The following is a 13,171-nucleotide window of genomic DNA, read 5'->3' on the forward strand; positions in this document are numbered from 1 at the left end:
GCGAAGTCAAAGCCGCGGAGAAGCTGTACAAGTTCGACGACCTAGGTGGGCTGTCCCTGCTGGTCTCGACGACCGGCATTCGGCCGTGGCGGCTCAAGTATCACTACGCCATCAAAGAAAATCTGCTGACAATCGGGACCTATCCCGACGTGTCGCTAATCGCCGCGCGCATCACGGGATCCATATTGAATCTAGATTTGAAGTCGAGCTCAACGATGTCAGGTCTGACTAGGTTCGACGTGGATGCTCGATTACGCCGAATTGAGCATCCACGTACATTCTCGGTATTCCAAACGCACCGAGCAGATCGTCGGACTGGATCAGGTGTAAGCGAAACGAACCGTATGATTCCGCGCGCGTCGTGCACTGGCGCCCACAATACCAAAGCCGATGAGCATCATCGCCCATGTAGCCGGTTCCGGCACAACATCGGTCAGCGTCAAATTGCTGATCAACGAACCATTGGCGTAGGGTTGCGGATCGTAACGGGTCGTCGGCGTTATCCCTGACCAATCCAAACGCGCTATGCCAATATCGCTAGTCGCGCGAAATGCATAGAACGGGTTGAGGCTATCTACCGATGCAATAATCTTCCCAGTGATATCGTACGCCGTTGCAATAATGTGATTGTCTGTATTGCAATCGGTAATACTTGTTATCGGGCACGATATACCTGTGTGAATACGGGAAAGATCAAATGTTAGGCTGCGTACCACAAAATCAACAGAGTCAAACACGACCTCACCGCGTCCTTCGTCAAATATGGTTCCGTCGAAAGTCTTGATAGAGTTGCCGAAGATGATTGTAGGACCATCTCCTAAAAAGGTCATTCCCTGAGTTTTTAATTGCCACCGCCCGTTAACGAATTCTGCCGTGTCTTGCCCGCTCGTTGTCGAGTTGACAGTGATGGTCGCAGCCTGCGCAGCGTTGGCACAAAGCAAAAATGCGGCAACGCCGCACATATTCCGAATCAATTTCATCTTATTCTCCCTGTTCGCCCATAGTGAGCAAAATTCGGAAGGATTAACAACACCTAAACCCCATCTGCTTTTGACGTCACGACGCATCACGCTGCTCAGCAGCTGCCGCACCAACGCGACGGCTTGGAGAGATTAAGCTATTGAGCGTTCGCGGACCGCTACGTCGAAAGTCACGTCCACTGACTACCGACGGCTCGCTGTCGCCGTCGCGCTGCTTCTGTTGCATGCATTGATCGTGATCCGGGGGAAACTTTGCGGCGCTGTCCCGCAATCTGACAGTCTTGTCCCGGAACCTGACACGCCACCGCCAACGCGCCATCCGATTGGTCGACACGTCCCCTACCGACCCGCATCTCCCAGGCAGCAAGAGGGGAAAACATCATGCGATTCGGGTATTTGATCACACGGGCGGCGGTTCTGGGCGTGTTGCTCGCGACGGCAGGGACCGCGCAGGCGGCGACGTCGCTGGGCTTCGATTTCAACGCGACGAACCCGTACCGCATATCGGTGTCGAACAGCAGCATTCCCTATGCGATCCGTTATGCCGCGAAGACCTTCTCCGGAGCGACGACGCCATATACGATGACGCTGTCGTTCCTGCTCGCGCCCGAGGGGCGATATTGCGGGCAGCTTCCGCCCGGGGCACCGCTGCCGAGCTATTGCCTCCAGAACTGGTTCAGCCAGACCTATACGTTCAACGCGCTGGCGGCGGCCGGCACGACCGCTCTTTCGGGCGCGGTCGGCAGCTCCGCTGCGCCGCTCGCGGTCGAGGTAACGTTCCGGACGAGCTCGGACGAGACCTTCCGGGTCGCGGACTTCGCGATGCGGTCGGGCTGGAACGACACGGATGCCGTGCTTGACCTCGCGGGGCCCGCGCAGACATTGCCTGAACCCGCGACTTGGGGCATGTTGCTGGTCGGCTTCGGAGCGATCGGCAGTGTGTTGCGGTCCCGTCGGCAGCGTCGGGCACCCGTTTTCGCCTGATGCCGCCTGCGATGGCGCGATGGTCCTGTGATCGGCCGGGTCGGTAGCCTGCCCTTCGTGGCGAGCGTGAACCGTGGTTCGCGATCGTCCCCGACATCCCCTCCTTCCGACGGGCGTCCGCATCCTCGCGGCGCGCCCGCCGAAGCCCGCCATCATCCGGTCGACCGACCGGACTTTCGAGGAAGCTCAATGCGCCATATTGCGATCGTTCACGGCCATGAAGGGCGCGTCGGCAGCGCTTTTGCGCGGCGGCTGGCAGCGGATGGCTATGACGTCGTCACCGGGCCGGCGATCGCGGCGCTCGAATGGCCGATGATCAACGTGCGCGCTTATCTCTTCGACTGCGCCTATCAGCATGAGGATCCCGCCGGGCATGTCGAGCGCGCGGCGCAGCATCTGGCGGAGTGGCGGCGGCTGGCCGGCATCTTCATCCCGTCGTCGATGCATATCGGCACGGGCACGCCTTATGGCCGCGCCAAGCTGGTGATCGAGCAGCTCGTCGGCTTCTATCGCGGCGAGGGCGCGAACGTCGTCACCGACCGGATCGGCTATTTCCCCGGCGACGGGGTCGCCGGAGATCCGAACAACCCCTGTTACGGCGACCTCGTCACCGGCGATTCGCTGTATGCGCGCGTGATGCGCAAGCTCGTCGCCGCCACCCCGGTCGATCATCCGCATCCGCGCGCGGCGGAGTCGGTTCCGGTTGATCCTGCCAGCCTGGCCGCGGGGACGCGGCACTGAGGTCGGTCAGGCAGCCCCGACCGTCGGGGGGCCGAAGAAGGAGGGCTTGAGCGGCGCGCGCGCGACGATGATCGTCTGGAGGACGATCGTCGGGTCGACCATCGCGACCGTGAGCACGTGCCGCCCGCCTCGATCCGCGTGGATCGCGAAGCGCATCGTCCGGGCGTTGTTCGCGGTGTTGGCGACATGCGCCTTTCCGAGGAAGTCCTGCGCCGGCCCGTCCTCGGGCGTGAACACCGCGCGCACCTGCGCGGGATGATCGTCGAGCGCGACCGCAACCGCGAGCGTGCGTCCGGGGATCGTCTCCAGCGTCGGCCCGGTCACAAGATCGACGGTATAATCGCCCGCCTCCGGCAGGAACACGTCATATTCGAGCTGCGGCGCGCGTGCGGGATCGGATGCCGAGCGCGCATCGACCGGGAAGATCGACATTGCGGCACCGACGCGACCGTAGTCCGGGATCGCTTCCCAGCGCACGCCATCGGCCGGGATCGCACGATGGTACGCCGCGGCGGGGATCGAGAAGGGGCCACTGAGGCCACCGAACGCGCGCGCCGCGGCGCTGGCCTGTTCGGGCGTCGCGTGGATCGCGGTGAGCGTCGCGGTAACGGGCTTGGTCGCCGTGCCCCCGGCGACCGTGATCGTCGCCGTGGCGTGGCCGGACGGGCCCTTGCTCCAGTCGACATCGATCCAGAACCGCCGGTCGCGCGGGGAGGTGCTGAACGCCTTGCCTTCGCGGATCGTCACCCACGGCCGGTCGGCGGTCACGGTCACGGCGACCGGGGCGGTCCCGCGCGGGAAGACCTCGAGCCAGGTCGGGCGGCGCGTGATGCTGTCGAGCGGGGACAATATGGGGGGCAGATAATAGCCGGGCCACGACCGGGGATCGCCGTCGATACAGACCCCGAAGCTGTCATCCGCGGGTATGTCGAGGTCGGTGACGGGGGGCATGATGTCGGATTCAGGAGGATACCAGTCGAAATAGCCGATGTGCGTCTGGTCCATCATGTGGTTCCATTTCCCGCCGGCCATCGTCTTGTTATACTGGTCCCGCAGGACGTGATCGTAGCGGAATCGCCGCCGCACCTCGTCCGCCTCGATCCGGGTGCTGGCGCGCGCCTGTTCGGCGAAGCGCGCGTTGCGCGCCGCCGCGACGTACATCTGCGTCAGGTTCGCGCAGGCCTGGACCGGGTACAGGATCAGCTGGAAGAACGCGTCGCGCTGCGCCGGGGCAAGCGCGGCGTTCACCGCCTCGGCCCGGCGCACGAGCGTCGCCCAGGCATCGCAGACCCGCTCGGCTTCCTGATGGTTCTCGAGACTGTAGGTCTCGGGGCGGAGCTGCTCGGGTTTGCGCCACGCATTGTATTTGGCGTAGCGCGAGGCGAGGAACGCGATCTCCTCGGCATGGGTGGCGCCGAACTGGCGTTCCGCCCAGTCGCGGGTCCAGCCGGCGATCCTGTCCTTGCCGACGGCGGCGGGGTCCCACGCCATCGCGAGGAAGAATTCGATCGGGAGCTCGAGCGGCTTGAGGTCGCCGACATTGGCGATCCACATCTCGTTCGCGCCATACTGGTTGGCGAGGTTCATCTGCTCCCAGATCTTGGGCAGCGGGCTGGAGTTGATCCATTGATAGGAGAACGGCCCGCCGTGCATGTCCATGTGGAAATAGACCCCGAACCCACCCTTGCGCGTGCGTTCGGCGGGGGTCGGCAACCGCCGGAGATTGCCGACATTGTCGTCCGCGAACATGATCGTCACGTCGTCGGGCAGCTTCAGTCCGGCGTCGTAATATTTATAGACTTCGGTGAACAGAACCCACACTTGCGGCACCTGCTCGGCGGGCTTGCGCATCCCGCTTGCGATGATCCCGCGCTGGTCGGCGATGACGCCTTCGAGCAAGGCGACGTCGGACTGGAGGCTCCCGGTGCTTTCGAGCGCGACATCGCCGTCGCCGCGCATCCCGATCGTGACGACGACCTCGTTGGTCGCGTTGCGGCGGATCCCTTCCTCGAAGAACTGGCGGATCGCGGGGCGATTGGTCGCATAATTCCATGCGCCATTGCCGTAGTGCGTGCGGTTGTCGGTCCATTCCTTGTGCGCGCGCATCATCGGCTCGTGATGCGAGGTGCCCATCACGATGCCATAGTCGTCGGCGAGCTTCGCATTGGCGGGATCGTCGATCGCGAAGGCGTTGTTCCACATCGCGGGCCACAGGTAATTGGCGCGTAGCCGCAGCAGCAGCTCGAACAGCCTCGTGTAGAAATGCGCGTTCATCCCGCCGAATTTCTCGGTGGTCCAGCCCGACAGGCAGGGGGCTTCGTCGTTGAGGAAGATGCCGCGATATTTGACCGCGGGCGAGCCCTGAACATAGCGCCCGCGCGCCACACGCAGCGTCGCCTGTCGCGCAACGGGTACGTCCGCCCACCAGTACCACGGCGAAACGCCGATCGTGCGCGACAGATCATAGCAACCGTAGATCGCGCCGCGTTTGTCGCTGCCGACGATCACGAGCGCTTCGGCGACGCCGGGCAGCGGGTTGGCGACCGTCTGGACGACGAACGCTTCCCATTTGCCGCGAATGTCGCGGACGTCGAGCGTGCCGGACTGGACGAGGCGGTCGATCAGCACGCTGTGCCCCAGCGCACCGACCAGGATGATCCGGTCGGGGAGGGCCGCCGGGTCGCTCAGGACCCGCGCATCGGTGCCGGTGACCCGGCCGATGTCGGCGGCAAGATCCGTGGCAGCGCGGCGGACACCCGGCAAGGCGGTGAGATCGACAACGACCGGAACGACACCGCCGCCCGGCAGCGTGATGTCGAACCCGGGCTTGCGCCGGTCGCCCCGTACCGCTGCGGCGAGCGGGGAGGCGATCAGGCCGCTGGTCAAACCGCCGCCAAGGACGCCGCGCCGGGTGAACATGGGGTACATCCTCGACTGGATCGCCGGGAACCGACGGCGATCAGGATAGCAGGGCGTCACGGGCGGGGCACCGAAGCGCCCCGCCCTTGCTGCTAGAAAGTCCCGCGCAGCCCGACGAGGAACTGACGGCCCGGCTTGTACTGCGTGAAGGTCGCGTTCTCGAACTGGAAGTAGGAGCGCAGCGTCGCATCGGTCAGGTTGGCGATGTTCACGGTCAGCTGTGGCGCGTGCTTGAGCTTGAAGATCTTGTCGAGATCGAACGCCGAGGAGAAGTCGTAGGTGGTATAGTCGGTCCCGAACAGCGCCGCCGACGGGATGCCGTTCTGCGCCGCGCCGCTGTTCTGCGAACCGCGCCGCGCGGTCGTCGCGATGCGGAGCATGATGCCGTTCTTCTCGTAATAACCGGTCACGTTATAGGTGAACGGCGCGACGCCGAACGCAATCGCCTCTTCCTTGCTCGTCTGGTCGATGACCGTCGCGTTCGCGCTGAACCCGAAGCCGCTGATGCCGATCCGCTTGGTCAGGAAGTCGAGCGGCTGGACCCACTGGAATTCGAGCCCGTTGATCGTCAGCTTGTCCGCCACGTTGATCTGCGAGGTGAGCTGCACCTGCGCCGCGGTCGGCCCGCCGCGCGAGTTGATCGCGATCTGCTGCGTCGGGTTCAGCGTGTCGTAGGTGATGCCATATTGCGTCAGCGCGGTGAACGGCACCGTCGTGATGTTGGTGGTGGTGAACCCAGAGATCGACTTGCGGAACGCGTTGAAGCTTAGCACGCCTTCCCGCCCGGTGTAATATTCGAAACCGAGATCGAGGTTGGTCGACAGATACGGCGCGAGCGCCGGGTTGCCGATCGTCGCCTGGTCCGCCGACGGGGCGCCGAAGCCGACACCCGGAAGCTGCGCGGCGGGATCCGGGCGAGTCATCGTGCGCGATCCGGCGATCCGCGCGACCGCATGCTCGCCAATGTCGTAGGCGAGCGTCGCCGCGGGCAGCCAGTTGGAATAATGGTTGCGGGTCTGGACGTTGTTGTTGACGATATTGGGGTAGCGGCTGCCGTCCGGCAGGCTCGCGCCGCCGGGGAGGGTGTTGCGCGGATCGGGCAGCGAGACGCGCCCGATGATCGTCTGGATCGTGTCGACATAGCGCACGCCCGCGTTGAAGCGCAGCGTGTTGCCGCCGAGTTCCTGCGCGCCGTTGACCGTCGCGAAGGCGGATTTGACCACCTCGCGGATGAACCCGCCGCTCGCGCCGGTGTTGGCACCACCCGTGTCGGGGGCGTTGTCATGGTAATATTGATAGTTGGAGGCCTTGGCGAAGGCGGGGAAATCGACCGTCACGAAGCCGGCCGGGCCGGGCCTGAGATAGGACGGCAGCGACGCATTCGGGACCAGCGAGCCGGCATAGGTGACCGGCCCGGTCATTCCTGCGGTCGAACCGGTGCCATAGCCCGGATAGGTCGGATAGCCCGCCGGCGCCGCACCGGGGCGATTGAGCCCCTCGCACGGCGGCTGGCCGTTGGGCGAGGCGACGAATACGCTGGGGTTGTTGCCGCACGTCGCATTCTGCCACGCCTGACTGTTGTCGAACCCCTGGATCCGGCGCGAAACGTCGTCGAACGCGCCACCGACCTTGAGGTTGAGCGCCGCCTTGCCCCACGTCAGGTCACCGCGGACGCCCTTGGTGATATAGCGACGCCGCTCGTCCTGGATGCTGACACGCGAGCCCGAGTACCAGCCGAAGTTCTTCGGGTCGTTGAGGTCGATGTTCGGCGTGATCGAGGGGATGCCGCCGGTGTTCGCGTAGGTGACCGTCGTGCCCACGCCGAGCGGGGTGACCGCGCCGACCGTCGGGCTCTCGCGATGGAAGGTCGAGCGCGAATAATTGCCCTGGACGTTGAGCTTGAGATTGTCCGAGACGTCCCATTCGCCGCCGGGGTTGACGTTGAACAGCTTGGTCGTCTCGATATACGGGCGGAATTCGTCGAAGAACTGTGCGTTGGCGAAGGTGCCGCCGGTGACGGTGCAGCCCGTGCTGCAGTCGCTCTTGTCGAACGTCAGGTTCTGCGGAATGATCGCGCCGTTGCGGACGATCCACGCCATGTCCTCGCGGATCAGGTTGTTGTGCTTGTAGCCGTACAGGCCATCCACGTAGAAGCGCAGCGTGTCGGCGGGACGCCATTCGACGCTGACGATCGCGTTGATCCGGTCGCGCGATCCGCGATTGTCCGAGGTGCGGCCAAGCCGGGGCAGCAGGCCGTTGTCGATCTGCTGGATCGTCGCGCCGGGGTTCTGCGCAAGCAGGAACGCCTGGTTGATCGCGGTGCCCGGGACCAGCCCGCCGCCCGCGCCGACGGGCACGACCGCCGGGATCGTCCAGTTGCCGCCGCCGGTGGTGTTGCACCCGGAGGTCGCACCGCATTGCGCCGCCGACAGCGCGGGGTTGGTATAGCCGATCGTCTCGAACCCGCGCGTGTCGGTGAACAGCCGCTGGCCCGAAACGCCCGCGAGGATGCCGATCGTGTCGGTATGCCAGCTCCCGATCAGCGAGCCGCGGACCCCGGTACGATCATCGGGGCTCTGTCGCGACCCCTGGATGTTATAGGCGAGGAAGTTGGTCGCGCGATCGAACGGGCGGGCCGAGCGCAGGTCGACGTTGCCCGCCGCACCGCCTTCGAGCAGGTCGGCGGTGTAGCTCTTGTTGACGGTCAGCTTGGTGAACAGGTCGGTCGGGAAGAAGCTGAGGTCGACCGAACGGTCGGTGCCCTGCGCATCGGTCGCGCCCGAGGAAGCGACCGCGATCGGCGCGCCGTTGAGCGTGACGTTGGTGAAGTTGGAGCCGAGGCCGCGGATCGCGACGTTGACGCCTTCGCCCGTAATGTCGCGCGTGATCGTGATGCCGGGGATGCGGTTGAACGATTCGGCGATGTTGGTGTCGGGGAACTTGCCGATATCCTCGGCGAAGATCGAATCGGTAAAGCCGGTCGACGCACGCTTGGCGTTGGTCGACTTGGCGAGGCTCGAGCGATAGCCGGTGACGACGATGTCCTCGGCGGGCGTGCCTTGCGAATCGACCTGCGGGGCGGGCTGTGCGGCGGGGCCATTGTCCTGGCCGTCGGGGGGAACCTGCTCGCTGGGCGGGGGAACGGCCTGCGCGGTCGCGGGAACGGCGTAGAGCGCGCTCAGCGTCGTCGCGCACAGCAGTGCGGTACGGAACAGACGGTTCTTGGGTGCGATCAGGTGCATATCAGCGTTTCCTCTCCGAGTGTCGCCGTCCATTTACTGGGACGTGCGGTTGTCTTGACGATGGGGTGGTAGGGTTACCGAACGTCGCGACAGGTTTGACCAACGGGTCTTTCGTCGTGCGCGCTGCGCGCATTGCAGGAACCCAGGAAAACGGCGACTTTTGCCCTCGATCCGGTCCTGTCCTGCGACATCAAGCCCCTCCGCCATCCCCTTTTATGGTGTTAGCGTTATCATGCGCAATGATTGGTAATATTGTCAATCGCAAATTGGAAAGGCCAATTTTGGCACGTCGGTGCCTTCGGTAGCGCGCGCATTCTTCTGGAAAAGCGGCCTGTCCGCCGGTGTCTCGTGGCGCTGCGGCGGTCGTTCGGCCAGGGCGTAGCCTATAGCGGTACGGAATGCGCGCGACCGGCCTTACCAGTCACGCTAGCGCGGTTGACCACTTGGGCAATGGCGTAGTGTGTTGGCGCGGGCGGAAGGGTGGAGCGGGTAACGGGAATCGAACCCGTGTATTCAGCTTGGAAGGCTGCTGTACTACCATTGTACTATACCCGCAGGGTATTGAACCCAGGCGCTTTTTGGTCGGTTTGCATGTGGCATTCCGACATTTGGAAAGTCGGAATTCCGACTTTCGAAATCTTCTAGCGCGGGCAGGCGGATAGCGTGAGGGCGATCGGGATGCAAGTCGGCGGTTATCCGTTCCCGTTTTTGCCGCCTGGGTCACGCATGCCGCGCTCTTCGCCTCGCATGGCGGGTGACGGGGTTCGATAAGAAAAGGACCCCGGTCGATCCGACCTCTGGGCGGGGATCGAAGATTGCGAGTCCGACTCTTCCCGCCCCGGGGCTGCAGTGGCCATAACCCCATTTGCGCCGAATGTAGAGAGGACGATGGCCGGGCGGACGCTCGCGTGGCGCGGTGCGGCCGAGCGCTTTATTGCGGCGAAGTTCTGGCGTGCGGCGCACCCCGGCGATCGCGGAGGACGGACGTGCGATCGCGGGCGGGCAGGACGGCTCCCCTGCGCCCGGGGCGGTGCGGATCGTAGCGAAAAGCGCCGAATCGCACAATCCGATGGCAGATCCCGCTCGGCGTCCCTGCGCCCGTCCCCAAACGGTCAGCCCAGCGCGTCCGCCGCCGCCCCGATCGCGGCATAGACCCGGTCGAGATCGTCCGCGGTGATCGAATAAGGCGGCATCACGTAGACGGTGTTGCCGAGCGGGCGCAGCAGCAGGTCCGCGTCGCGAAACCGCTTGAGCAGCATCGGGCCGAGGTTGGAGAGATACCCGCCGCCCGCGCGATCGACCAGTTCGACCGCAGTGATCGTCCCCAGCGCGCGCGCATTGCGGACGTTGCGATGGTCAGCGAGCGATGCCAGCCGCGCCGCCTGGCGTTCCGCGAGATCGGCCACGCGCGCGAGGACTGGCTCGTCGCGCCAGATGTCCAGATTGGCATTGGCGGCGGCGCAGGCGATCGGGTTGGCGGTGTAGCTCGACGAGTGGAAGAACATCTTCGACCGGTCGTCCGAAAAATGCGCGTCGTAGATGGCATCGGTCGCAAGCGTCACCGCGAGCGGGACCGCGCCGCCGGTCAGCCCCTTCGACAGGCACAGGATATCGGGGACCACGCCCGCCTGCTCGCACGCGAGCAGCGTGCCGGTACGCCCCCAGCCGGTCATCACTTCGTCCGCGATGAACAGCACGTCGTGCCGCGCACAGATCGCGCGCATCTCCGCGAGGACATGCGCCGGATAGAACAGCATCCCGCCCGCGCCGAGCACCAGCGGCTCGACGATGAACGCCGCAGGGCGCTCCCCGCACGCCGCCTCCAGTGCGTCGAGCGTCACCTGTTCGTGACCGGGCGTGGGGAAGGGGATCGTGCCGACGTCGAACAGCAACGCGCCATAGGCCTGGTTGAACACGCCGCGCGCGCCGACCGACATCGCGCCGATCGTGTCGCCGTGATAGCTGTGCTCGAGCACGAGGATGCGGTCGCGCGGTTCCCCGCGATTGGCCCAGAAGCCGAGCGCCATCTTCAAGGCGACCTCGACACTGGTCGACCCCGAATCGGAGAAGAACACGCGGGTCAGTGCGGGGGGCAGCAGCGCGATCAGCCCGCGCGCGAGCGCTTCGGCGGGTTCATGCGTCCAGCCCGCGAAGATGATCTGGTCGAGCGCCTGCGTCTGCGCGGCGATCGCCGCCATGATCCGCGGGTGGCAATGGCCGTGCGTCGTCACCCACCAAGACGAGATCGCATCGACGATCCGCCGCCCGTCAGCGGTATGGAGGATCGCGCCCGAGGCGTGGGTGACGAGCGGGATCGGTTCACCCAGCCCGTGCTGGGTGAAGGGGTGCCAGATCGGGGAGCCGGTCACTGGAACGCCGCCCTGTCGAACTGCGCCGCGAAGGCGTCGGCGAGCGTCGCCGCATCGAGCGTGTCGAGCCGGGGCAGGCGGCCCAGCCGCGTCACCCGCCCGATCCGCGCGATCGTCGCCTCGCTGTCGGGTTCCGCATCGCCGATGAAGGCGACCCCGTGGATCGCCACGCCGCGCGCGCGGAGCGCCTCGATCGACAAGAGGCTGTGGTTGATCGTCCCGAGCCCGGTCCGCGCCACCAGCACCACCGGCTTGCCCCAGCGCGCGAACAGGTCCGCAAACAGGATGTCGGGCGTGATCGGCACAAGCACGCCGCCCGCCCCCTCGACCACCAGCGGCCCCGCCACCTGCGGCAGCGCGAGCCGGGCGAGGTCGATCGTCACCCCGTCGATCGCGGCGGCGCGGTGCGGCGAGCAGGGGGTGGCGAGCCGGTACGCTTCGGGCAGGATGTGCGCGGCGGGCAATCCGGACAGGGTGGCGACGCTCTCGGCATCGCTGCGCGGGTCGAGCCCGGCCTGCACCGGCTTCCAATAGTGCGCCCGCAGCGCGCCCGCGAGCGCGGCGGCGAACACGGTCTTGCCGACGTCGGTATCGGTCCCGGTGACGATGAAGGTCCGGTCGGTCATGGCATAATCTCTCGAAGGGTTTCGGCGAGGCGGTCGATGGCGGCCTCGTCCACGTTGAGCGTCAGCGAGATCCGCAGCCGGGCGGTGCCCGCGGGAACGGTCGGCGGGCGGATCCCGCGCACGTCGAACCCCGCCGCCTGCACCGCCGCCGCGACGCGCATCGTCGCGGCATCGTCGCCGATCAGCAGCGGCAGGATCTGCGACCCGGTCGGGACGACCCCGCACGGTGCGAGCGCGGTTTCGGCATGCGCGACCAGCGCGGCCAGCCGTGTTCGCCGTTCGGGTTCGTCCGTCAGGATGCGCAGGCTTTCGCGCACCGCACTCGCCATCAGCGGCGAGGGCGCGGTCGAGAAGATGAAGCCGCGCGCGCGGTTGACGAGGAAGTCGCGCGCCACCGCCGGGCCGCACACCAGCGCGCCCTCGCAGCCGAGCGCCTTGCCGCAGGTGCGCAACGTAAGGACGTTGTCGCGCCCTTCCAGCGCCGCTGCCAGCCCGCGGCCGTCTGGGCCGAACACGCCGGTCGCATGCGCCTCGTCGACCAGCAGGATCGCATCGTGCCGGTCCGCCACCGCGATCAGCTCGGCGAGCGGCGCGCGGTCGCCGTCCATGCTGTAGAGGCTCTCGACCGCGATCCAGCCGCGCCCGGTCGCGCCGGTCGCGCGCCATTCGGACAGCGCGGTGTCGATCGCGTTCGGGTCGTTGTGCCCTGCCGCGCGCGTGGCGGCGCGGCCGAGCCGCATCCCTTCGTGCGCGCTCGCGTGGATCAGCGAATCGTGGACGATCAGATCGTCGCGCTGCGGCAGCGTCGCGAACAGCGCGGCATTGGCGGCAAAGCCGCTCGCGAAGAACAGGGCGGTCGCGCTGCCGAAGAACGCAGCCGCCTCGGCTTCGAGCGCTTCATGTTCGGGATCGTTACCGCGCAGCAGCCGCGACCCGCCCGCCCCGATCGCGACACCGCGCGCCAGCGCCGCCGCAACCGACTCGTGCAACCGCTCCGCCGAGGCGAGCCCGAGATAGTCGTTCGACGCGAAATCGGTCCCGATGCGGGGCTGCAGCCGCCGCAGGCGCGCCCGGTCGGCGAGCAGGCCGAGGTCACGGCGGTGGAACGCCCATGGGTCGGCATATCCGGCCGGATCGTCGTCATTCCAGTTCCGTATCGTCAAACGTTCAGGTTCCAGTCGGTTCGAAGGGGGCGCATCCGGGCGCGCTCTAGCCCGGCCTACGGGTATGTTCCACTGGACGTTGTCGCGCCGGAGGTAGATGGAACGCAGCAACACGCTACCGACCAAGGGAATATCGATGCAGTGGCG

Annotated in this window: 8 protein-coding genes, 1 tRNA gene and 1 pseudogene; 3 read left to right on the forward strand and 7 right to left on the reverse strand. The window is 66.1% G+C overall.

Annotation, left to right across the window (positions count from 1 at the left end):
- Positions 1 to 11: 11 nt before the first annotated feature.
- A pseudogene (locus tag RH91_RS23600) lies at positions 12 to 161 on the forward strand (Arm DNA-binding domain-containing protein); the annotation flags it as partial.
- Between the two features lie 159 nt (positions 162 to 320).
- Here the strand turns inward: RH91_RS23600 and RH91_RS21630 are convergent.
- Entirely contained in the window at positions 321 to 980 is a 660-nt protein-coding gene (locus RH91_RS21630; protein WP_232283473.1) for a PEPxxWA-CTERM sorting domain-containing protein, read from the reverse strand.
- 381 nt (positions 981 to 1,361) lie between these two features.
- Here RH91_RS21630 and RH91_RS10060 point away from each other — a divergent pair, with 381 nt between their 5' ends.
- Positions 1,362 to 1,964, forward strand: coding sequence for a PEPxxWA-CTERM sorting domain-containing protein (locus RH91_RS10060; protein ID WP_010162596.1), 603 nt, complete (start codon positions 1,362 to 1,364; stop codon positions 1,962 to 1,964).
- 189 nt (positions 1,965 to 2,153) lie between these two features.
- Positions 2,154 to 2,705, forward strand: a complete 552-nt coding sequence (locus tag RH91_RS10065) for a hypothetical protein (protein ID WP_010162597.1) — start codon at positions 2,154 to 2,156, stop codon at positions 2,703 to 2,705.
- Positions 2,706 to 2,711: 6 nt separating this feature from the next.
- Here the strand turns inward: RH91_RS10065 and RH91_RS10070 are convergent, their stop codons facing one another.
- The 6 genes from RH91_RS10070 to RH91_RS10095 form a co-directional block, all read right to left on the reverse strand.
- Complete coding sequence (locus RH91_RS10070; protein WP_157136900.1) at positions 2,712 to 5,624, reverse strand: glycosyl hydrolase 115 family protein; 2,913 nt, start codon at positions 5,622 to 5,624, stop codon at positions 2,712 to 2,714.
- Positions 5,625 to 5,716: 92 nt separating this feature from the next.
- Complete coding sequence (locus tag RH91_RS10075) at positions 5,717 to 8,866, reverse strand: TonB-dependent receptor (protein ID WP_010162599.1); 3,150 nt, start codon at positions 8,864 to 8,866, stop codon at positions 5,717 to 5,719.
- Positions 8,867 to 9,347: 481 nt separating this feature from the next.
- A tRNA-Gly gene (locus RH91_RS10080) sits at positions 9,348 to 9,421 on the reverse strand.
- Between the two features lie 557 nt (positions 9,422 to 9,978).
- A complete protein-coding gene (locus RH91_RS10085) occupies positions 9,979 to 11,235 on the reverse strand; it encodes an adenosylmethionine--8-amino-7-oxononanoate transaminase (RefSeq protein ID WP_010162600.1) in 1,257 nt (418 codons plus the stop codon).
- Positions 11,232 to 11,861, reverse strand: coding sequence for a dethiobiotin synthase (bioD, locus tag RH91_RS10090; protein WP_010162601.1), 630 nt, complete (start codon positions 11,859 to 11,861; stop codon positions 11,232 to 11,234). Before bioD ends, RH91_RS10085 begins: the two co-directional genes overlap by 4 nt.
- Positions 11,858 to 13,024, reverse strand: coding sequence for an 8-amino-7-oxononanoate synthase (locus RH91_RS10095; protein WP_010162602.1), 1,167 nt, complete (start codon positions 13,022 to 13,024; stop codon positions 11,858 to 11,860). The genes bioD and RH91_RS10095 overlap by 4 nt, the downstream gene beginning before the upstream one ends.
- Positions 13,025 to 13,171: the final 147 nt, after the last annotated feature.

The sequence above is a fragment of the Sphingomonas sp. PAMC 26617 genome, assembly GCF_000242835.1.
Taxonomy (GTDB): domain Bacteria; phylum Pseudomonadota; class Alphaproteobacteria; order Sphingomonadales; family Sphingomonadaceae; genus Sphingomonas.

Excerpts from the sequence above, each read along its gene's own strand:
- RH91_RS21630 (WP_232283473.1), bottom strand. The coding sequence starts at position 980 with ATGAAATTGATTCGGAATATGTGCGGCGTTGCCGCATTTTTGCTTTGT.
- RH91_RS10060 (WP_010162596.1), top strand. The coding sequence starts at position 1,362 with ATGCGATTCGGGTATTTGATCACACGGGCGGCGGTTCTGGGCGTGTTG.
- RH91_RS10065 (WP_010162597.1), top strand. The coding sequence starts at position 2,154 with ATGCGCCATATTGCGATCGTTCACGGCCATGAAGGGCGCGTCGGCAGC.
- RH91_RS10070 (WP_157136900.1), bottom strand. The coding sequence starts at position 5,624 with ATGTTCACCCGGCGCGGCGTCCTTGGCGGCGGTTTGACCAGCGGCCTG.
- RH91_RS10075 (WP_010162599.1), bottom strand. The coding sequence starts at position 8,866 with ATGCACCTGATCGCACCCAAGAACCGTCTGTTCCGTACCGCACTGCTG.
- bioD (WP_010162601.1), bottom strand. The coding sequence starts at position 11,861 with ATGACCGACCGGACCTTCATCGTCACCGGGACCGATACCGACGTCGGC.